Origin of the sequence: Leptospira selangorensis, from assembly GCF_004769405.1 — a bacterium.
In the GTDB taxonomy this organism is placed as follows: Bacteria; Spirochaetota; Leptospiria; order Leptospirales; family Leptospiraceae; genus Leptospira_B; species Leptospira_B selangorensis.
Genome location: NZ_RQES01000019.1, coordinates 574,261 through 596,270, shown reverse-complemented (window position 1 = coordinate 596,270; position 22,010 = coordinate 574,261). Strand labels below are relative to the sequence as shown.

At 39.9% G+C, this 22,010-nt stretch carries 20 protein-coding genes; 5 read left to right on the top strand and 15 right to left on the bottom strand.

Translation table 11 applies throughout. The features are described 5' to 3' along the window. Nucleotides 1–383 precede the first annotated feature (383 nt). Entirely contained in the window at nt 384–1,796 is a 1,413-nt protein-coding gene (locus EHO58_RS17900) for a hypothetical protein (RefSeq protein WP_135680819.1), read from the top strand. Between the two features lie 17 nt (nt 1,797–1,813). Here EHO58_RS17900 and EHO58_RS17895 read toward each other — a convergent pair whose 3' ends face one another. From EHO58_RS17895 to EHO58_RS17860, 8 genes are all read right to left on the bottom strand, one after another. Next, nucleotides 1,814–2,626, bottom strand: coding sequence for an NADH-quinone oxidoreductase subunit B family protein (locus tag EHO58_RS17895; RefSeq protein ID WP_135627529.1), 813 nt, complete (start codon nt 2,624–2,626; stop codon nt 1,814–1,816). Further along, entirely contained in the window at nt 2,623–4,041 is a 1,419-nt protein-coding gene (locus tag EHO58_RS17890; protein WP_135680818.1) for a hydrogenase large subunit, read from the bottom strand. The genes EHO58_RS17895 and EHO58_RS17890 overlap by 4 nt, the downstream gene beginning before the upstream one ends. Next, the gene (locus EHO58_RS17885) at nt 4,038–5,261 is read right to left on the bottom strand and encodes a proton-conducting transporter transmembrane domain-containing protein (RefSeq protein WP_135680817.1); all 1,224 of its coding nucleotides are present in this window, start codon (nt 5,259–5,261) and stop codon (nt 4,038–4,040) included. The genes EHO58_RS17890 and EHO58_RS17885 overlap by 4 nt, the downstream gene beginning before the upstream one ends. Next, entirely contained in the window at nt 5,258–5,869 is a 612-nt protein-coding gene (locus tag EHO58_RS17880; protein WP_135680816.1) for a formate hydrogenase, read from the bottom strand. The genes EHO58_RS17885 and EHO58_RS17880 overlap by 4 nt, the downstream gene beginning before the upstream one ends. 2 nt (nt 5,870–5,871) lie before the next feature. Further along, nucleotides 5,872–6,762 (bottom strand): NADH-quinone oxidoreductase subunit H, encoded by an 891-nt coding sequence (locus EHO58_RS17875; RefSeq protein WP_100711716.1) that lies wholly within the window; start codon nt 6,760–6,762, stop codon nt 5,872–5,874. Further along, the gene (locus EHO58_RS17870) at nt 6,729–8,450 is read right to left on the bottom strand and encodes a proton-conducting transporter transmembrane domain-containing protein (protein ID WP_100724042.1); all 1,722 of its coding nucleotides are present in this window, start codon (nt 8,448–8,450) and stop codon (nt 6,729–6,731) included. The genes EHO58_RS17875 and EHO58_RS17870 overlap by 34 nt, the downstream gene beginning before the upstream one ends. 13 nt (nt 8,451–8,463) lie before the next feature. After that, nucleotides 8,464–10,392: an alginate export family protein gene (locus EHO58_RS17865; RefSeq protein ID WP_425269462.1), complete on the bottom strand. Its 1,929-nt coding sequence runs from the start codon at nt 10,390–10,392 to the stop codon at nt 8,464–8,466. A 172-nt stretch (nt 10,393–10,564) separates the two neighbouring features. After that, nucleotides 10,565–11,536, bottom strand: a complete 972-nt coding sequence (locus tag EHO58_RS17860; protein WP_135627522.1) for a sodium-dependent bicarbonate transport family permease — start codon at nt 11,534–11,536, stop codon at nt 10,565–10,567. A 522-nt stretch (nt 11,537–12,058) separates the two neighbouring features. Between EHO58_RS17860 and EHO58_RS17855 the strand changes: the two genes are divergently transcribed. Further along, complete coding sequence (locus tag EHO58_RS17855) at nt 12,059–13,690, top strand: helix-turn-helix domain-containing protein (protein ID WP_135680814.1); 1,632 nt, start codon at nt 12,059–12,061, stop codon at nt 13,688–13,690. Here EHO58_RS17855 and ychF read toward each other — a convergent pair. The 3 genes from ychF to EHO58_RS17840 form a co-directional block, all read right to left on the bottom strand. Continuing rightward, nucleotides 13,687–14,784, bottom strand: coding sequence for a redox-regulated ATPase YchF (gene ychF / locus EHO58_RS17850; RefSeq protein WP_135627520.1), 1,098 nt, complete (start codon nt 14,782–14,784; stop codon nt 13,687–13,689). The two genes, EHO58_RS17855 and ychF, sit on opposite strands and share 4 nt — an antisense overlap. A 68-nt stretch (nt 14,785–14,852) precedes the next feature. Next, the gene (locus EHO58_RS17845; RefSeq protein ID WP_135680813.1) at nt 14,853–15,824 is read right to left on the bottom strand and encodes a hypothetical protein; all 972 of its coding nucleotides are present in this window, start codon (nt 15,822–15,824) and stop codon (nt 14,853–14,855) included. After that, nucleotides 15,821–16,489, bottom strand: a complete 669-nt coding sequence (locus EHO58_RS17840; RefSeq protein WP_135680812.1) for a hypothetical protein — start codon at nt 16,487–16,489, stop codon at nt 15,821–15,823. The genes EHO58_RS17845 and EHO58_RS17840 overlap by 4 nt, the downstream gene beginning before the upstream one ends. A 101-nt stretch (nt 16,490–16,590) precedes the next feature. Here EHO58_RS17840 and EHO58_RS17835 point away from each other — a divergent pair, with 101 nt between their 5' ends. After that, on the top strand, nt 16,591–17,499 hold the full coding sequence (locus EHO58_RS17835; protein WP_135680811.1) for a UbiA-like polyprenyltransferase: 909 nt from the start codon (nt 16,591–16,593) through the stop codon (nt 17,497–17,499). A gap of 1 nt (nt 17,500) precedes the next feature. Further along, nucleotides 17,501–18,115, top strand: a complete 615-nt coding sequence (locus EHO58_RS17830) for a UbiX family flavin prenyltransferase (protein WP_135680810.1) — start codon at nt 17,501–17,503, stop codon at nt 18,113–18,115. A gap of 58 nt (nt 18,116–18,173) precedes the next feature. Here EHO58_RS17830 and EHO58_RS17825 read toward each other — a convergent pair whose 3' ends face one another. Genes EHO58_RS17825 through EHO58_RS17810 form a run of 4 tightly spaced genes read right to left on the bottom strand, consistent with a single transcriptional unit; the run spans nt 18,174 to nt 21,093 of the window. Further along, entirely contained in the window at nt 18,174–18,857 is a 684-nt protein-coding gene (locus EHO58_RS17825; RefSeq protein ID WP_100705796.1) for a hypothetical protein, read from the bottom strand. A gap of 40 nt (nt 18,858–18,897) precedes the next feature. Then, on the bottom strand, nt 18,898–19,944 hold the full coding sequence (locus tag EHO58_RS17820; protein WP_135627515.1) for an Mrp/NBP35 family ATP-binding protein: 1,047 nt from the start codon (nt 19,942–19,944) through the stop codon (nt 18,898–18,900). Next, nucleotides 19,934–20,836, bottom strand: a complete 903-nt coding sequence (locus EHO58_RS17815; protein WP_135680809.1) for a metallophosphoesterase family protein — start codon at nt 20,834–20,836, stop codon at nt 19,934–19,936. The genes EHO58_RS17820 and EHO58_RS17815 overlap by 11 nt, the downstream gene beginning before the upstream one ends. Then, nucleotides 20,833–21,093: a lipoyl domain-containing protein gene (locus EHO58_RS17810; protein ID WP_135680808.1), complete on the bottom strand. Its 261-nt coding sequence runs from the start codon at nt 21,091–21,093 to the stop codon at nt 20,833–20,835. The genes EHO58_RS17815 and EHO58_RS17810 overlap by 4 nt, the downstream gene beginning before the upstream one ends. Before the next feature lie 69 nt (nt 21,094–21,162). Here EHO58_RS17810 and EHO58_RS17805 point away from each other — a divergent pair, with 69 nt between their 5' ends. Next, on the top strand, nt 21,163–21,996 hold the full coding sequence (locus tag EHO58_RS17805; RefSeq protein WP_086448665.1) for a hypothetical protein: 834 nt from the start codon (nt 21,163–21,165) through the stop codon (nt 21,994–21,996). Nucleotides 21,997–22,010 lie beyond the last annotated feature (14 nt).

Genomic DNA, 22,010 nt, shown 5'->3' with positions numbered 1-22,010 from the left:
ATCTCGCGGGTCACGCTACTCTATATGTTTTCAAAGATCTTTTAAAGATCCCCTCAGGCTTCTTTCCCTCCCGGGTGAACTCCTTCAGGCGTAAAGACCATATTAATTACGTCGCCCAACCCGTCAAACCTCTTTTGTATTTATTGATTCGAATTTTGGATCTTTTTTCAAACTTTTTAGACTCTGATTTTAGATGTAAATAGGCTGAACATAAGCTGAAGAACTCGAAAGGAATACTTCATCTTTTATTCAACTTATGACCATTCTTCTGTCGCATAAATAGATTTCCAAGAGATGAGGATTTTATTATTCTGAGAATTATAAAGAGAAGTTTGCTGGATTGGGAAAGTATTCTACGGACTTAAAAAGATAGGAGAATTCAATTGGGACCGGCAAAAGAATACATAGATCAATATTTAAAAGAAAACATTCTACAATCGGAAACGATCCATAGAATGAAACATGTGATCCGTGAATTTAGTTTAAGAACTCCTAAAGTATTAGTCACTAAATGTATAGACGGAAGAGTTCACGGAAGTAAGTTAAAAGGATATCCTGTCACTACGATTCGTTTTGGTAGAACGGATGGGAATATTGTTTCTACTAACTTGAATAATTTTTGGTTTTGGAATCGTATCGATAGAGTTGTAAATGACGCGTTATGCAATACTCCGGGGATGCCCGCATTGTTTATCGCATATATGCACAGATCCGATATTCCCGGCTTAGGTTGCGCTGCTCACGGTGGAAATGAAGAAGCCGCCCGCGCTGCTATTAAGAATCAGACGGACGCGGTTAGAAAAGTTTTTCCTAAAGAACAGCTCTATGTGATCGAAGGGATTACGAATACGGATTTAATGTCTGAAACTTTGATATTTGATGATGGGACTATTATAGATTCCCAGGAAATAGTCGCAAATTTCGGGTTTAACGAACCTTCTGAAATATTCCATTCTGCGTTTTTAAAATATCAAATTAAGGATCCTGCAATTTCTAAAAATGTAGGATTTAAAACTCCGGAAGAACTATTCTCCGGAATGGTTCCTGATTTTTACGCTGATTTCCAGACTTCTCTTTCTCTTAAGTCTTTCTTGATCCGTGAAATATCCGCGATCATTTCTGCCGGAGAGATAGAGATCCAAAAATTGGTACAGCCGGATCTATTTCATGCAGTTTACCAGAAACTTTCCGGAATTAAAGATCTACCTTCTACACTTCTTCCTAGTTTGTTATACCAGATCATTTGGAACGTGGCTTATACATTAAACCAAAAACGTAAACTTTCTAAATTAGCCGCGGAAGAACGTTGGAAACATCTGGACCATGCGGAAGAGTTGATCTGTTACGGAGAAGGTTTTGAATTATTGCAAAGAAATAAAGCAGTTCTGGTAAAAACTGGAAGAGGGGATGATACGGATGCTCTACTCGTTGCCAAAAAAGTTTTGGATAAGAACAGACAAAATGATCCCAAACCCTACCCTGCTATCGTTCATTTGAATGTGGAAGTTTCAGGAGAGCTTAGGACTTGGGAAGATTTTAATGAGAATGTTTCTTCTCGTGTAAATACTATGGTCCGAAATTTAGAAGCGGTATTTCAAAACCAGGAAGTGGTTATCTTGACTACTTACTCATATTTGGACCAAAAAAGATTTTATCCGATCCATACAAAATTGGATCCAAGGATCTCTTATCCTACTGATGTGATCTCTGATATAAACGGAGAAGATAAATTTTCCGGAATAGGTTTGAAAACGAAGGAAGCGTTTTACGCAGGAGAAATGATCATATCTACGTAAAAGCTTCCGAATGAGATTTAAGATTTAGAGCGTCGTTCCGAAATGAATTTGGAGAGTTCTTCTCTAAAAGAGAACTTCTTCTTGCCCATCAAATAACGGAATGCGCTTACGATTACATCCGGTCTAGGAGGATCTCCTCCGATAAATAGGTCCGGTTCTTTCGGTAATTTTCCTCTTTGGAATAATCCTCCAGAAACAGCTTCCGTTCCGCAGGCGATCAATGCTTTCGGTCCTGGAGTAGTGTCCCAAGCAACTTGCAGAGGAATTTCCATATTTGGTCCAACTGGACCGGCGAATACAACTGCATCAGAATGTTTGGGAGAAGCCACTACTCGTACCATACTTGCTTCGCTGTCGAAAACCGCATTAAAACTTGCGTTGATCTCAGCTTCAGTCGCGTTGTTCCCACTTGCTGCCACTTCTCTGTATTGAAAACCGGTGTTTTTGGTAATTTTGCGGAATTGTTTTACGTTTTCGGAAACTTCTTCTTCGTAAGTTGAAGGAACTCCATCTATATAACGTACTTTTAATGCTTCTCTATCCACGGAATAAACATGAACGAATCCTGAATTTTCCAATTGTCCGTCAGAAACTTCTACACAATGACCACATTGTAGACATGCGCCGTAGTCGAACGTTACTTCTTTTGAAGAAGATACTTTTAATCCTCCGGTTGGACAAACCTTCTCGATGGATTTATCCAAATGAAATCCTTTTTTAGAAGAAGGGACTGGGATACCTCTCGCATTCGGATTGGTCGGTCCCATCTTTTCGAAATTTAGATTTTTTGCCGGACGGAATATATTGATAATTTCCTGGATTTGTTTCATAGATCCACTCCCACATAACTGAGGTTGAAAGATTTATTATTTAGAGGGAAATCCCCGATATTTTCTCCTCTTACCGCGAGTTCCAAAGCATGCCAGTTCAGAACGGAAGGATCTCTTACATAAGCTTCTGAAATATCTCCCGAAGAATTTAAGGAGAATGAAACTAAAACAGGGCCTCTCCATCCTTCTGTGGCGCCGAAATATATTCCTGATTTCGCTTTTGAAACTTTTATTTTTTGGAAACTTTCGTAAACTTTATGAAAGTTTTTCAATAATGGGATCGCCTTAGTCAACCAACGCCCGCTATTTTTCAATTCTTCATAACGAAGATAGAATCTTGCCCAGGCATCTCCCTTCATCTGGCCTGCATCCAGATCCAAATTGATGGATTCTCCTGCGAGAGAATAACTCGGATCATGATGGCGAAGATCTCTGGAAAAACCTGTGCATTTTTCTACCATTCCCACAAAGCCTAGATCTTTGAGTTGTTTATGAGTTAGAGTTCCGCAGATCTGCAATCTTTCTCTGTTTGTAGATTTATTTGCAGCTCTTTCAAAATGGCCCGCTACATCGGAAGTGACATCTTGGATCCTTTTTGCTAGATCGTTTAAGGAAGATTCTGTAAGTTCTTTTTTAAGTCTTACTTTTCCTGGGCTTAATGCGCCTCTTCCGAAGCGAGAACCGGTTAGTGCTTCCATCACACCTAGAGGAACTCCTCTTTGCATAGCGCAAACACCTTGGAGTGGATAGTAACCTACGTCACCCGCAATTGCTCCCATATCTCCGATATGGATGGCGATCCTTTCTATTTCTAAAAGAACAGTTCTTGCGAAGTTTACTTCTTCAGGAATATGTATACCATGAGCTTCTTCGAACGCTTTACTAAATGCGATCGCATAAGCAACGGTAGAATCACCCGAAATTGCTTCTGCATAAGGAGAGATAGAGTCTTTATTCTGGCCTTTCATTTTTTCTAAAAGGCCTCTTTTTTGGAAACCTAGACGAATATCCAAATTTTGGATCTCTTCTCCTTCTACTATAAAACGAAAATGCCCGGGTTCGATCACACCTGCGTGGATCGGTCCGACTGCATGTGAATAAAAAGAAGTTGGGACAGGAACATTAATCCCTCTATAAACCAAATCTTTGATACCGGATTTGGTAAGGAATTTTTCGAGAAGATGTTTTCTATCTTGTGATAGATACTTCTCATAATCCATGGAAGAATAATCTTCTGCTCCTTGATTCGTGCCAAGACTATGCCTGAGGACCCAAATTGGATTGGAATGATCCTCATATAAACTTTTCTCTGCGTTTTTAGAAAGAGTTTCTTTCTCTATTCCTTCTCGAGTCAGCCAGAAACGATGAGTTTGTTTCGTTTCCGAAGTATGGAAAATTCCGGTAACGTTTTTCATAATACACCTTGTAGTAACAGGTAAAATCCCCAGCAACCTGTGCTGAGAAGAAGTAGGAGTAGGAAAAATCCATTGGTCATTCTGATCCTAAGGATTGTAGAAAGATCTTTTGAAAATGGTCTTCCTTTGATATTCAGTAAAGGTGCGAGTTTATACAACATCACTCCAAAGAATACGATTCCCAGGATCGGGACCAAGATCACGAATGTTTTACTACCTATCTGCCCTGCCTTAATCAGAATTATATCCGTCACGAATATCGGCGATCCTGGCATAACGAATGCCAGGAAGAGAGCTAAAATGAATAGGGACAATGCCGGTTTGTTGATCGAGTCGGCTTGGATAATTTTATGAAGTTCCCTTTTTCCTGCATCCATTCTCACAATTCCCATGCTGATGAATAAAAGTGATTTCACCACCAAGTTAGTCGCCATCATGAATAAGAAAGCTGTATCACTTAAATCCATCCAAAGGAAAACCGCTAAGGCTCCAGTGTGAAAAAGAGCAACTTTTGCAGAAATTCTTCTGATATCATCGCGATCATATACCGCAAAGATACTTAAGAAAATCGTTAATATTCCTAAGACCAAGAGACCATCGGCCCCGCTGAATGTATGAGGGAAAAGTTGGTGATCCAGATGCACGAAAGGTCGAAGTGCAAAACAAACCGAAACCGGAATGAATGAAGAGAGTAAGGATGAGACCTGAGTAGGACTTTCTCCATAGGTGTCTTCTATCCAGACGTGATTTGGAAAAAGCCCGAGTTTAGCTGTGTATCCGAAGATTGCGAGCCAAAGACCAATTTCCACCCAGATGATTTCAGGATGAGAAGAGGAATTTGCCGCTAAAAATTCGATCGGCTGATTGATTACATGTAAAGAAGATCGAATAAGTATGATCCCTAAAAATGCGATACCTAATCCGAAAGAGTTGATTAGCAAAAATTTCCAAGCGATCGGAAATGATTTTGCGGTTCTACTGGAAGAGATGAGTAACGCACCCACGAAGGTTGTCGCTTCTATCAAAACCCATTGCAATGTAGTACCTTCTTCATTCCAATCCCGTATGATCCAGACTGCAAAATTGATTGCAGCGCAGATAACAAGCAATATGGACCAAAATAGTAGATTAGTCTGGTTCTTTGTAGGAGCTAAAACATAGGTTAGGAAAATTAAGACGAAGACTGCAGCTCCGATCCCTAAAAGAATATCGAAGTTCATCTGGATGTTTCCCCCTTATATTGTTCGCTGTTGATCCTGAGGGCGGCACCGGCTCCTATGATCAAGACAGCATCCAAAAAGGATCCAAACTCACTTCCTATTGGAACTCCCGATTTTAGGAGAAGAGTAAGTAAGAATGTTCCATTCTCAAAGATACTGAAACATGCGATCACACCAATCCAGTTCCTTCTAACTATAAATCCGATCACTCCGATGTATATTAGGAGAAGAACATATAATAATCCGTATTGATGGGACTTTCCAAAAAATGCGGAGACTATATCCATAAAGAAGTAACAAGCCGCAGCACCCGCGAATAAAAGTGCGAGTGTGGGAAGGTAACCTACTTTAGGAAAAGTTGATTCTGGGGAATGTATCCTTCTCGCTGTCCAAAAAAGAATGATAGGAGTTAAGATCCCTTTGAATACGATTACCATCGCAGCTAAGAAAATAGAATGGAAACCGTCTCCACTTTCTTCTTGGTATAAAGGAAGAAGTAAAAGAAAACCTTGGATACCCAAAAGGATGACTACCCTTTTGAGCCTGTTTTCTAAAAGAATGACCACACCGGTCAGTAAAATAATAAGATAACTAACATCTGCGCTCATATTTATTTACCTAGCTTCAGAAGAATTCCCAAGATCAGCATGAAGATAAAATTCAGTCCGAGTAATTCCGGGATCCAAATCCATTTTCTTCTGGTGCTATTTGCTTCCCAGTAACCGATTAATGCGGAAAGAAGAATGGCTCCTCCAAAGGAAGCTAACTCCTTCCAGATCGGAACGGATGAAACTCCTAAAAATACTTCCACATGTTCCAATCCTAGTTTGGTAAGGAGTAAGAATAAAGAAGCGGTTTTGAATTGGTGGGCCAGTTCGAAAAATGCTCTAGTTCTTCCGGAAGCCTCTAATAACATCGCTTCGTGAACCATTGTGAGTTCTAAGTGAGTTCTTGGATCGTCAAACGGTGGTTTGGCGAGCTCCGAGAGGACGATCAATGTAGCCCCTAAAAAAAACAGGATCGCAAAAGAAATATGCGCAAAGTTTTCGTGAAATACTACATTAGATTCTAATACTACAAGTACTAAGATCAGTATTGGTTCCCCGAAGATGAAAAGAAGAGTTTCTCTTGCTGCTCCCATTCCTCCGAAAGAAGTTCCATTCTCAACTGCATATGCCACAGTCGCAAATCGGATCATTCCTATCAAAAATGGAATTAGTAATAAGGAAGCCCATTCGAAAGAAACTAAGGACCATAAAACTAATCCGAAAGCAAAAGCGAATATTGCGGAACTCTCCGAGAAAAATCCGGAGAACGGACCGTCTATCGGACTTTTTTTGATCATCCTTACGGTGTCATAAAGGATCTGTAGAACAGGTGCTCCTCTTCTACCCTGAGCATAAGCTCTGATCTTCTGGAGAATCCCTCCACATAAGAAAGGAAGAGATATAAAGGCTAAAATTTGGATCAGAATGCCCAATAAGAAAGTAGCTGTGACCATATGTCTCCCTCCGCAAGACGAACGATAATGATTACGATCAAAATTGTTAAAACGGTAAAAGATGAATAAGTTAAATCTACGGAGATGGACTCATCATCCGCTCCCCTGATCTTAGCTTTCAAAGAGGAAAGTATTCTTAATAGAATCTTAATGAACCCTTTGTCTAATCTGGAATTGCCCGCTTCGTCTGCAAAATATCTGCCTAAAGGAGCGGCTAGCGGATCGGAAAGAGCTGAACTTGCGATCGCTACCTCCGATCCGCCGAATAAGCCGCCACAATCCCACAGTTTTCTCTCTTTGATCTTATGTCTGAGTCCTAACAACCCTACGCTTAACAATATGACTAGACCGATAACGTTCAAGATCCCGATCCCTCTAAACCAAGAGAAATCCAACCATTCCACTCTCACTGCATAATAATTTGTGAGGCTAAGAATGATCAGAGGTGAAATTAGCACTAAGGCTCCGGTCAAAAATAAAGAAACATTGATCGTTGTATTCTTTCCATGGTCTTCGAAATTTGTACGAGGTCTGGAAAGAACAAGTCCTAGGAAAAGTTTTAAGTGAGCTGCTGCCCCTACCGCTAAACCTGTGCAGACTAAAATGAGAAGTGGAAGAACAAGTGCTGCACTTGTATCAGTAACTTCTAAAACTGCGGATAATAATTTGATAAATGTGGATTCGGATAAGAAGCCTGTGGTTCCGGGAATTGCAAGAAAACTCATTGTCCCGATCGCGGCTAAGAATGTAGGAATTCCGCTGATCCTTCCCACGCCGGTGTTTTCATCCGATTCAGATTTTCCGGATAATTTAGTAAGATATCCGAAAAATAGGAACTGAAATGTTTTACTGATACTATGATGTACCAAAGAAATCAGGAAAAGGACTCCAAATGCTTTACTAAGCATTCTTAAACTTTCCTGCTCACTGGATTGCCAATAAGCGGAGATAAGCAGGCTCAACCACAAGAAGTTCATATTTTCCACAGTGCTATAAGCGATGGATTTTTTAACTTCTCTACTGAATAATGCAGTGATCCCTGCCCATAATACCCCGATTCCGGCTAACGGTATCAGGATTGTTGCATAATGGGTTCCAGGTAAAAGTGGAAGAGCAAATTTAGAGAATAATACAAGAGGTAGATTCACGAGTAAGCCGGAGTAAGCTGCAGAAGCGTGAGCAGGTGCTCCTGCGTGTGCTTCCGGCAGCCAGAAATGAACTCCAAAAAATGCTGACTTGATCAAAAGTCCCAAGATCAGGAAAAATAATCCGGATCTTGGATCATTCGAAAAGATCCAGAACGTAAAACAGAAGGCGCCGATCCCACCGGCAGCGACCAAGGCTACGAAACTTCGTATGGAGGCATCATTCCATTTGCCTCCTATATAAAGAAGAAAGGCGCTTATTGTGGACAATTCCCAAAAGAGAACCAGCCACAAACTTTTTCCTACCAGGTAACAAATTCCTGTGCTTAGAAAAAAAACGGCGTAGCCAAAAATGACCAACGCCTTTCTTTCTTTTTCATAACCGTATACATATACGGCTATAAAACTACCTAGTATCGCTTGGAGAGATAGCCCAAGACCAATCGAACTATCTTTCCCGAAAAAATCTACTCCGAGCACATTTCCTATTAGAAAAGGTGCTAGAAGAGAAGTTATGACGGATAGATAAGCCAATACTGTCATACGTGTTCCTTTTTTAGAAGCCTGCGTTTACTTGGAAGAAGAACATATGAGCCATAGAGGCTGTTCCGTTCGCTCCTGTCGCAACTCCTGTGTTCAAATGAAGGCCTGCGGTTTCTGTTGACGTGGCCTGAAGATTATAATGATAGAGAGCGTTTCTCTGATTCTTAACAGCATTGCCCGCAGTCAAGATACCACCACCAATCCAGATCGAAACGTAATCGTTTAAAACGTACATCCAAGTTAAGTCGAACTCGTTGTAGAGATTTTTACCAGTTCCACCTACAGTGATCACATTTTGCCCTACACCATTACTTTCAGTAGAAGCTCCGGTATTTGCGGAACCGTTGATCGCGTACCAAGCATCCTGTGTCTGGACCTTATTATTGATGATATAAGCAGCATAGAATGTTCCGTAATGGTCAGTCTTATAGGAAAAATTGAGATTATAAGAACTTAAGTTTTTAGTATCAATATTTTCTGACAGACCTGAGACGTTATTCCAATAAGGAAATACTCCGAATCGCGGGTTTGTAAGAGTCTGGAAGGTCCCATTACTTCCATCCGTGCGGTTTCTGTCCCCGGAAGCGTAAGTATATTGGAAACCGGCTCTAAATTTTTCGAAGAAAGTATAACCAGTTTGGAAAACATGCATAGAGCCCGAATATTTTTGTGCTTGGGTACCGTAATTAGAAGTAGCGAGTCCAGCCACGTTTTGTTGCACATAAGAATTCAAAAGAGGATCTTTTACAGATCTTTCTCCTGTGGCTCCAGTCTGCCATGCACTTTCAATCGCCCAATCTAAAGCTCCCCAGAATCCATCTTTTGGAAGATTATTATTCGCGGTTCTGTTAGTGATCCTGAAACCAGTTGTGATCAGATCACTTTGTTGTTTTGTCCAAGAGTTATTATAAAGATCTAAATCTGATTTAGCTCCTGCAATCGCAGTCTTTTTTGTCAAAAGCCCGATGGAATAAACATCTAGAGTGAACCAATCTTTTGCAGTTACGGAGTTATAGGTACCTACGATGTACTGATCAGGTTGTCCTGGATTTACTACAGTTGTTTTTTTGGTGACTGGGTCTGTGACGCTAATAGGTGCATTAGCCGAAACCACTCCATTCACACCGTTCTGGTTGGCAGCAATTTTAGTTCCGAAGAAGTGGATCTTATAATTGTCCTGATCGAACATGATACGAGCTCCGTCATAAGACAGACCGTTCATTGTCCAGTTGGCACCGCCTAGTAATCTCTGGTCACCGTATGCTAAAATTTGTCTACCTAGTTGGACCTTAGCATCCAAAGGAAGTTTTTTCAAAAGAATGAAAGCTTCTCGGATGGTGGTTTGGCTCGGTATGGTAGTTCCCGTGCCGCCAGCTGCAGGGTTACTCGTCGTTGTTGCTCCTGCTCCGTCAAAAACATTCGCACGAACATCACCCACGCTCGCTGGAGTTTCTCCTCCCCAGACTCTTGCGTCTTGGAAAGTAACTTTTGCAGAAAAATAAGGACTAGGATCGATGATGAAGAAGACCTGAGAGGTTTGCATCGCTCTGGAAGTATAACCTTTATTCGATTTATCGAATGCTAGGTTATATCTATCCTCATATCTAGGACGAACATACGCTCCTATTCTGATCCAGTCGTTCAGCCACGCCTTTTTATGGTTTGCGACTTTTTTTCCCAATTCAGGCTCGAAGAATGTACTTCTCGTGAAATCTGGAGTTAGGCCGCCGGATTTCATTGGAGAAACATAACTATCCTCTTCCTCTGCTGCGGACTTTTGAGGAGTCGCAGTGACCGGTGTTGGGCTAGGTTCCGCTGTTACGGTTCCTTTATTGGCTGCTTGAGCAAATATGCTCGGGGAACCAACGGTTAAAAATAGTAGAATTAAACTGAATTTACCAATCGATTGGATTTGGTGGATTGTTCTAAAGAATCGAAACATTTTCATATGGTTCTCCGTGTTTTATTTGTCCCAAATATTAGAATTTACTTCTAATATTTAAAAACGGATACAAAAATCCCAGGTTTCTGGGATTGTCCAAAGAATTTTACGTTTTTTTATATTAAATAAAAATAAACCCTCCGAGAGAAACTCCCGGAGGGGAAAAAATACCCTACATGATAGCTTTAACTAAGTAGTGATACAATGGGATCCCGAGGATGATATTGATCGGGAATACGATAGATAATGCCACTGTAAGATAGATACTCGGATTTGCTTCCGGGATCATATCCTTCATTGCTGCAGGAACCGCGATATAAGAAGCGGAAGCGCAAAGAACTACGAACATCAATGCATCTCCTTCCGGCATATGTATTGCCTTAGTGAGAAGCAGTCCTATACTCGCATTGATCACCATTAACAGGATTGCGGCAGCGATCAGGAAGAAACCAACGTGAGTAAGTTCTTTAAATCTTTTTGCTGCGGAGATTCCCATATCTAATAGGAAGAATGTTAGGATTCCTTTAAATAAGTCCTCTGTAAACGGTTTCTCAGCATTCCAGCCGCTGTCTCCAGTCAAGTAACCTACGATCAAAGCGCCTACTAATAGATAGATAGAAGATCCGAATAATGCTTCATGAAGAAGAGCCTTCCAGTTGATGGATCCTCCGCCGTTTGCTTTATTCTTAGAAAGTCTGTCCAAGATAACTGCGATTACGATCGCAGGAGATTCCATAAGAGCCATACCAGCTACGATAAAACCACCGTATTCGATATTCAGGTTATGAAGATATGCGCCTGCAGTTACGAATGTTACAGCACTAATAGATCCGAACGATCCGGCCAAGGCAGCGGCGTTATGTTTCTCTAATTTGGTCTTGAGAATAAAATACGCGTAGATCGGAACCAAGGTTGCCATTATGCTACATGCTAATAGAGTTAATGCATGCTCGGAGCTAAAAGGGGTTTTATAAAGCTCATGTCCTCCCTTGAATCCGATTGCGAATAGTAAATACATCGAAAAGAATTTCGATAGAGCTTCCGGGATCACCAAATCCGATTTGAAGATGATGACTCCCATTCCTAAAAAGAAGAACAGTACCGGTGGGTTAAGTATGTTCTGTATAATCGCCGAATCTGCCATTTGGTTTTTCTCCTCGGGTTTTGTGTCCAGGTTTCCCGACTTTTTTGTTCTAATCCTTAATAGAGGACGAACTTATATAATACAAGACCTTCCAAACTTATAAAATTGGACACTAAAAAATTCTGATTTAGTAAAAATTTTCTAAGATTTAAACCATTGAACTTTTTGTGCTTAAATTATCAGCAGAACATTTGGATTTTGAATGGATAATGACAGCCTGACATCATACTTTAGGGCTATTTTGCAAAAGGAGATATGGTTACTCTTTCTTTGGAAATCTTATAAAATGGGATTCAAAATTCTTCTTCTTTCCGCTTACTTATTGTCGCGGGAGATTTGCCTAAATCTGAGAATTCAAAAATTCCAAGATTATAAATTTAGATATGTGAGTTTAGGTTTTTGGAATTTCTTATAATTTTGAACTAAACTCGACCTAAGTATTATTTTTGGTAAAAAATGGGATGACTGAGGAAAAATACCTGGTATCCTACCTGGAAAGGGATTCACTGGTATTAGGCTTAAATGAAACAATCCAGTTATAGGATCCGAAATTCCTTCCTTTCTAATATCCATTTTCGATTTCTGATTCTATTCTTTTTGGGTGCTACTGGAGCAAATTTAAGTGCAGCACCGATCCTTCCGTCTGCAGATGTAATTCGACTGACCCCTTCTTCTCCTGTGGAAAACATTAGTTCAAAAATGGAATATAGATACAGAGGGTATCAGTTCCGACATTGTAAGCCCGAAACAATCTCTTCTCTTCATCAATTGGAATGGCATCATAATACAGGGAATGTACTCCGTTTAAAAAGAAGCCAATCCGGAAATTGGCTCAGATTCAGGCTCGCAAATGATGGAAAAGAACAACTTCACAGAACCTTGGCCCTACTTTGGTTAAATGTTCCGGACGCAGAACTTTGTTCCGTAGATTCCAAAGGAAATTTCGAGGCAGGATTTGCGGGTTACGATCTAGATCCTATTTGGAACGATTTTATTTCTCCACTTCCCCATTTCAATATTCGTTTGGAGCCTAAGGAAGAGCGGACCTTCTACCTTTATGTTTTGTCCAATGAGGACATCAATTATCCGGTTCGATTATTATCAGAAGATGATTATATGGTAATCGTAAGATTAAGGTCAGTCCTATTTTTAAGCGTAGGATTCGTGTTGTTTTTGGCGTTTGGTTATAATTTATATCTGTATTTTAAATCCAGAAAAATTTTGTTTCTGGCCCTGCCTTTACACTTAACCGCAGTAGCAGCCACACTTTATTTTCTACATGGAAAAGAATTCGCATCTATCGTAGGAAATGAAAATAACCTATTCCGTCATAATTATTTCCTATTTTTGGGGATCACACATATAGTCTTCTTCTTCTATTTGGCCGCTTGGAATAAGGAAAATTCAGGTGTGGTTTATAGGTCTCCATTCTTCTGGTTGGTCTGTTTTGCGGGGATATTATATCCTCTCATTCCACTTTACCAATTCTGGTATGATCATCGGATCTTGGTTTTAGTACTCAATTACGGATGTATGTTATTCTATTTTGGAAAAACTCATATTTCTTCCATCAGGAATAATACTGTCTATGAAATGTTCTTTATCTCCGTTTGGGGGGTTTTTCTTCTTCTAGATCTATATAAGACAATTTTTCATTTCGACTTTTATCCTTATAATAGAATGGCCGTGTTTGGAGTATTGTACTACCTTCCTCCTTTAACAGTATTTGTATCATTATTATCCAGAGAAATATTGAGAAGAAAAGAAGAAGAAGGTTCCAATCGTAAAACCCATCTTTCTTCTTTGGATGTGAAAGATTTTGTGCTTAAGATAGAATCTTTATTGGAAAAGGAAAAAATTTATCTAACCAAGTCTTTAAAAGAAGAACATATGGCCAAAGAACTTGGGATTACTATCCACCAACTTTCCGAGTTAATCAACACCGAGTTCAAAACCAATTTCCCGTCTTTAATCAATCAGTACAGGGTCGAAGAAGCTAAGATATTATTGAATGAATTTCCGGATGAGAATACAACTGAGATAGGTGCGAAGGCAGGATTTAGTTCCAGATCAGCGTTCTATCTAGAATTCAAAAAGTTAACTGGAACTAATCCAAATTCTTATCGTAAAGAAAGTAACGGCAAACGTGCTTAAGCGTTTACCCTAAAGAAAATAACATCTCCGTCTTGGACGATATATTCCTTTCCTTCTATCTTTAATTTACCTTCTTCTTTTACTTTGTTCGGGCTTCCAGTTCTATCTAGATCTTCGAACTTCATTACTTCCGCGCGAACGAATCCCTTTTCGAAGTCTGAATGGATTACGGATGCAGCGATCGGCCCTGTGCTTCCCACACCGGTGGTCCAGGCTCTCGCTTCAACTTCTCCCGCTGTGAAGAATGTTACAAGTCCCAAAAGTTTATAAGCAGCTTGGATCATTCTGTCCAACCCGCTGCTTGTTTCTCCTATCTCGCTTAAGAATTCTAACTGTTCTTCTTTGCTTAGGCCTGAAATTTCTTCTTCGAATTTTCCGCAGAGAGTGACTACTTCTGCTCCTTCCGCTTGGGCCATTTTTTTAACCGATTCTACGATCGGATTTTCTTTAGCGATCGCAGCTTTATCTGTAATATTCGCTACGTACAGAACAGGCTTGGAAGTGATCAGGTTGAATGTTTTGACTAATTTTTGTTCTTCCGGTTTGATATCTGCAAGTCTTGCCGGTTTCCCTTCTTTTAGAACCGCCATGATCTTATCTAAAACTGCCGTAGCTTCTTGAGCTTCTTTATTTCCCGCTTTCGCATTTCTGGAAATTTTTTGGTACTGCTTTTCTACGGATTCTAAATCCGCAAAAATAAGTTCCATTGTAACTACTTGCGCATCTTCTACCGGATCAATTTTGCCGTGAACATGAGTGATATTCTCGTCTTCGAATGCACGTACCACATGGCAGATCGCATCCACTTCTCTAATATGAGAAAGAAATTTATTTCCAAGACCTTCCCCTTGGCTTGCACCTTTTACAAGTCCTGCAATATCCACGAATTCCATGATTGCAGGAACTTTCTTTTGGGGTTTATAAAGTTCTACGAGCCTGTCCAGTCTTACGTCCGGAACTTCTACAATTCCCTTGTTCGGTTCGATTGTACAAAACGGATAGTTTTGCATTTCGGCACCGGCCTTGGTCAATGCGTTAAATATGGTTGATTTTCCTACGTTTGGAAGTCCTACGATTCCGCAATTCAAGCTCATACAGTCAATTTTTGGAAGAAAGAGAATCTGTAAATTCGTTTAGATTTATAGCCTGAAATAAGAAGTTTTTATTCTAAGATCCAGGACTTGTTTGATTCTTTGGAATTTAAGGTCTGGACTTCTTCGTTAATCCTGATCATTCTTCCGTTCCTAAAAAATAACTCTAAAACGGTGATCTTTAAAGAATCAGGGGTTGCTCCACATCCAAAGCTATATTCTCCATTAAAAAAACGCAAAGCTCTTGGAGAAGATAGAAGAACGATAGAAGGAAGAGTATCCGAAAGTTCTTTTTTAAAATTGGACAATCCTTCCGCAATTGGATTCAGATCTTCTTTCGGTTTTTCACTCGGATCTTGGGCGAGTAAAAAATGGAATATTTGAGATTCGAATGTTTTAGAGAACTGGGCCTTGAAGTCTGTCATCCAACTAGATTGATTTTTTTCATCTTCTTGTAACGATTCTATAGAAGGAGAATAGAATACAAAGTTTAATCCTGCTTCTTCCTTTACCATTAAAATCCCTGGTGGGATTACCGGTTGTTTTTTAGCGGAAAGTTTAGATGCCTTCTTCTTACCTTTTTTCTTAGAAGTTACTTTCTTTTTAGTAACGGAAGACTTCTCTTCTTGTTTTAGTAACTTCTTCTTTTTTACTTTTTTATTAGAGGGTTTTGGAATTTCTTTTTTAGGAAGAACTGAATGGTGACCGGTGAATATGATCTCTGCACCTAGGCTTTTTTTCAGTCTTTCGATTTCGTCCGAAGTTTTAGGCAGAAAAGGTGCAGAAACGAGTAGAATAGCCCCTCCGCCTTCTTGGATCTTTTGTTGTTTGTATCTTTTATACCAAAGACCCAAGGTTCGTTCGAAATCAAATGGAGTTTCTTTCTCTGATTGCTGAGGACAGTAGACTACGAGTCCGATTGGAGAATCTTTTCTTTCCGATGGAGAAGATTGGGTTTGTAAAGAAGGTCCTAAAATCACTAGGCCGACTAAAACAATCAGAGCGCCTAGTTTTTTGATTTCGAATTTCGGGGGAAAATTCATTTGCTTAAAGAGTATTGAAAAACTTCTTTTCTTAAATTTTGAAAGTACTTTTGGAAAAGTTTTTGTTCTTTTTCCCTAAATTCTAATGTTCTGGATTCGAATTTAGGATCCATTTTGGAAAGTTGGGAATCCATTTCGGAAAGATGTGATTCTTCTTCCTTGATGATACCTTTTACGGATATTCCGGCATTCTTTTGATCCAAAATTTGGTCATAGGTTTCGTAAACCAAACCCGCTCTTTCTTCTATTAATTTTGTAACATATAGATAACAAAGGAAAGATTTAGTATGTTTAGGAAAGTTTTCCGTTCCAAAAGATCTCTCTACTGAAAGATCCAATTTTTGGAAATAGGAAACTGCGGAAAAACCGCAGAGTAAAGAATCCTTTTCGAAGTTTTGAGTCCCGTCCGGTTTTACTTTTAATGCTAATTTTTTAAAATACGCGGCATGTCTTGCTTCTTCAGAAGCATGTCTTAACACCATCTCGGAAAGTAGCGCTCCTGATTGGCTAGTGTGGATTTTACGAGAACCGATATGTTCCAAAAGAGAAAGAGTATTTAACCATTTAAAATGTAGTTCAGTAGAAGACACTATCTCCGTTAATAGAGAATCAATTTCCTCGGAAGAAATGTTAGGATTTGGCTTGGTATCCGCGTTTTGGATCATAGATACGAGGATTTCTTCGGGAGGTCAAAAAATCATCCATTTTCGTTTTGGTTCTAAAAAATCTGCTTTCTAACTAACAGTATTCTATAAGACTTCCTCTGATGGCTTCCAATACTATTGCTGCTCTAGGCAAATACGGTCGATTTATAAAATTCTCCCATACTTTATTCGCTCTTCCATTTGCAGGGATCGCATTCGTTCTCGCGATCTTACAAGAGCCTAGTCTATCTCTTCTTGTAATGGGGCAAAAATTGATTTGGATCTTGGTCTGTATGGTTGGTGCAAGAAGTGCCGCCATGGGATTTAATAGATGGGCAGATCGTAAGATAGACGCTAAAAATCCAAGGACTGCAAACAGAGAGATCCCGAGTGGTCAGATCTCGGATTTTATGGCAGTGATATTTATCATTGTATCAGCTCTTGTTTTCTTTATAGGGAGTTGGTTTTTAAATCCTCTTTCCTTTTATCTTTCTTTTCCTACCCTATTTCTTCTATTAACTTATTCTTATACAAAACGTTTTACTTTTTTATGCCATTTTTACCTGGGATTGACGATAGGTCTTGCGCCACTTGCGACTTGGATCGCTATTAGAGAGGAATTTTCCTGGATCGCAGGATTTTGGACCTTAGGACTTGCTTTTAATCTAGCCGGATTTGATATCTTATATGCCTTGCAAGATAGGGAATTCGATAAAAAAGAAGGACTACATTCTGTTCCTGTTTATTTTGGAGAAAAGAATTCTTTTATAATATCAAGAATTTCTCATGTTCTTTCCGTCTCCTTTTTAGCGACAGCTGCTTGGTATGCTGGGTTTAATGGTGCTTTCTGGGCCTTTTTGGTATTTGTAGCATACTTATTGTTTAGAGAACAAAAAATTGCATCTGAAAATAAGGACGGAAATTTCCCGCCTAGTTTTTATCAGATCCATTCTTGGATATCTCTTGTGATCTTTTTAGGGATTTTGGCGGAAAAGGGCCTTAGTTTAGTTTCTTTATTTTCCAGGTTTTAACATGAGCGAGGAAAAACCTTTAAGACTGGTACTTGCAATGGCGGGGGCAAGCGGCTCCATCTATGCTGCCAGATTTATAAAAGCACTTATGGAAATTCCTGGAGAGACCTGGTTTGTCCCAAGTCCTGCTTCTATCCGAGTGTTTAAAGAAGAATATGAGACAAATGTGCAAACAGGAGAAGATGTCCTCGAGTTTGTGCGTAAAAAATGGAATCCTAAACAAGTTCATAAATTTCATCTTAGAAAATTCGAAGATATAGGTGCGGATATTGCTTCCGGTTCTAATATTTGGGATGGGATGGTGGTAATTCCTTGCTCCATGAAAACTGTTGCAGCGATCCGCACAGGGATCACTGAAAATTTGATAGAAAGAGCGGCTGACGTAACCTTAAAAGAAAGAAGAAAGCTTATCTTAGTTCCTAGAGAAACTCCATATAATCGAATCCATCTGGAGAATATGTTAGCTCTGCATGATGCAGGTGCGATCATTGCTCCTGCATCTCCCGGTTTTTACCAAATGCCTCAGAGTTTGGAAGACTTAGGAGATTTTATGGCCACAAGGATTTTCAGGCTTTTAGGAAGAGAGATAGATCTCTACCCTAGATGGAATCCATAAAGAATTATTGATTAAAAGGAAAAGATCCGGGACCGGAAGGCCCCGAATTTTGAACGGACTAAACTGCTTCTAATGCTTGGATCTTTTTATTTAGATCAGAAGCATCTTCGTATCTTTCGTAAGAGATGGCATTGAACTTTTGAAGATACAATCCAACCAACTCTTCTCCGGTTTGGCCCGGAACTTCCAAAGCCTTGCGGAAATTATGAAGATCGAACTCTGGGTGTTTTCCAGAAAAAGTTTCTACCAATCTTTCCATATGAAGAAGAGAAGCTTCTCTCGCGATACCGCTTGAGCGTCTTACTTTTAAAGATAGATTTGCTAAGGCATCCAGATAATCTCTAACACCTTCCGGTTCTTTTTCTTGGACAGGGAAAGATCCACCTTCTCTGTTCTTACATAGTTCTACATATCGAATGACAACGTTTTCAAAATGATCCATTCTTTCTTTGATATAAGAATTGGAATCCTCTTGGCCTGCAGGCATTTCGAAGTCTTTGATCTTCACCACATCATACTTGTCGTAATGATCTGTGATGATCCTTTTCAGATCGTCGTAACTGTCTAGAGAGACAGGAGGAAATGTTACAACAGGAAAGTTTTCCCCGATTCGGAGGAAACTAACCACTACGTTGGAAGCGATAATTTTGCCGCCCGGAAATAGCGGGTTTTCTCCAACAACGTTGCAATATACTATGAGGTTTCCGGATGGATTCTTCTCTGTACCTTTTTCGAACTTCACGGTGTGCCTCCCTCTGTACTAACTGACTGGCCCCAGAGTATTATTCCCACTTTTTTATCTCTTCAGCCAGGTTCTGGAGTATGTTTTTATAGGATTTTGCGATAATTCCGTCTGGTTCTTGAAAAACCAGCGGTTTTCCAGCTTCTCCAGCACTCATTACATCCATAGTAAGTGGGACCCCTCCCAGGAATTTTGTATCGGCAGAATCAGCTAATTTTTGACCTCCGCCCTTGGAAAAAATCGCGGAAGAGTGTCCACAATTTGGACACACAAATTCACTCATATTTTCCACTACACCTAGTATCGGTACTTTGACTTGTTGGAACATAGATGCGGCTCTATTTGCATCTAAAAGTGCTACTGTTTGTGGTGTGGTTACCAAAATTGCGCCGTCTAAATCTATGAGCTGAGCAAGAGATAATTGTACGTCTCCTGTTCCTGGTGGAAGATCTATAAATAAGAAGTCTAGTTCTCCCCAGACGATATCATACAGAAACTGTTCTACCGCCTTTCCTAACATTGGACCCCGCCAAACTACAGGTTGTTTCTCTTCTATTAAAAAAGAGAAAGAGATGATCTTCAGTCCGTCTTTTTCTAACGGATAAATTTTATCTTCTTCTGCTTTGAGTGCTACTTTACCGTTGACTCCGAACATTTTTCCGATAGAAGGTCCGTAAATATCCGCATCCATCACTCCCACTTTGTATCCCAATGCAGCTGCTGCAGACGCAAGATTTACTGTGACTGTGGATTTTCCGACTCCACCTTTTCCGGAACCGATCGCGATTACCTTTTTGACTCCAAGGATCTTATTGGAATCATCCAAGGTCATCTTAGGATCTACTTCGAACTTGATCTTAACTTTTCCGACCCCTTCTTTTTTAGAAAGTGTCTGACGGATCTGTGCTTCTAATCCGATTTGTACCCTTCTGTCCTGGCTAGGAGTTTTGACGAGGATACTAGTTTCTTCTTCTCCGATTTCAAGAGAACCGATCATTCCGAGAGACACTATGTCTTTTTTTAGCTCCGGGTGTTTGATCTTGGTGAGTTCCCTTTGGATGTCGATTGGTTGGAGTTTACCGGCCATTTGTTTCCTTTTCTTGGTATGAGATCGTTTGTGTTTCTGTGAATTCCCCTTCTTCATTAGAAAAAGAGAATCTTTTAATATTTAATTCTGTTTCGTTCCATTCCATCAAATGGAAACCGCTTTGGTGTTTCTGGTCTGAAATCCTGGTACTGGATGCGGAATTGATTACATAGTATGGTTTTTGTGGATCAGGATATTTAACCCAGTTCGTATGTACATGACCATGCAAATAGGCTAATGGTGGCCTTTTTTTTAGAAGTTCCGCGATTTCTTCCCTGTTTTTCATTTTATGACCGGAGCTTTCCTGGCGTTCCGGAGGATTCCAGATGGGGTGATGGCAGATTAGAATATACTGATCCAGTTTTTCTTTTTCCAAGTATTCTAATGTAGAATGTACTATCTCTTCCCCCACGTATCCGTACGCGTTTAATACGGAAAGCGGCATATTAGAGTCCCAGCCAACGAGCGCTAGTTTTCCTATTTTTTTGATCCTAAGATATCCGTTTTGTAGAGGAATACTATCTCCCATCCAAGGAGAGAAAAATTTTTCGTAATAAGGGAGATCCGATCCTTTTTTACCTGCTGCAATATCTGTATAACGATCATGATTTCCCGGGACCATGAATGTTTTGTCACCAAGCACGGGATTTAGGATCTTTAAGGCTTCTTCGTATTCTTTCAAATGAGAAATGTTCGTGATATCTCCGGAAATAATAATCGCATCCGGATTTATGGATTTTACTTTTCGAACAATTGCATCCCAAAGAGAGATCGGATACTTTCTCATACGCCGAAAGGTATAGTTCATATATCCCGGGATCATCTTTCCTTTCAAAGTCATGAAAGGTAGTGCTACGGGAAAATGAAGGTCCGATAGATGGACCAATTTCACTCGGAAACTTTCCTCCGGATCATTCCCAAAATTTCTCCTTTTTTGATGATGGAACCTTTTTCTCTGTCGATTCTCGCGAGTATTCCGCTAATCGGAGATTCCATTGGAAAGGAAGCCTTGTCTGTGACTAGTTCGCAGACTTCTGATCCTTCAATGATTTGATCTCCCAACTGAAAATTCCATCGAACTAGTTCAATTTTGTCGGTATCTCCTAAGTCAGGAGTGATTAGTTCGAAATCTTCGGTTTTTGATGCCATCTTTCTAAAACCAGCTTGCCGTATAGAGTCCACAAGCCAACCTGTACTAAATTTTCTAAGTTCCCTCCTATGGCAAACCAGAAATCTGTCCTCAAAGGGGCTCAAATCCTCCAAAATATAGAAGAACTCAAGCAGAGAAGATTCTTCCATTTAGAACTCAAAGGTCTGACTAAACCGACTAGAGATATTCTTTCCGAACTCGTTAACGGTCTTTTAGAAGAGATCGGTGCCAACCCTCTCGCTGCATTTCATCTTTTCAGCGGGCTGATGGAGGCATTATTAAACGCGATCAAAGGGAATATCCGCCATATTATTTTCAGAGACGAACTTCTGAAAAAAATAGAAAGGCTTGGCGAGACTCAGGAAGAAGCGGAAGAACTACTTGAGATCATCATGGATACGTCTCCACTTCGTGATGCTATGCATCGATATGTGGTTCCGGATAAGATCAAAAAACAGGTCCAGAGTATTCTTCAATTAGAGGACAGGATCCGTGCTAAAAAACAGATCTTAAAAGACGAAGAGAAAGAATTCCTAACTGATATACGTTTTAAACTGAAGAAAAACAGAATGAGAATTTCTGTTAAGATCAAGATCACCAAGGACGAACTGAATTTCAGGATCCGTAACGATTCTCCGATCCATAATATGGATTTCGGCAGGATTGAAGAATCTCGTATTCGTCATAAAGAATTATTCGACCAAGGAAATTCTGCTGACTTTTTCCGCCCTGAGTTTTTGGACGAAAAAGAAAGTGCGGGATTTGGTATCGCTATGATCGACGAAGGATATTATACTATGGGTCTGAATCCTTTAGATCTTCTGACCATTACATCCGGTAGCAGAACGACTACCGTGTATATGAGATATCCTTTAACTGCACTCCGCGAAATGGCGTTTTAAGACGCTGAGTTTTT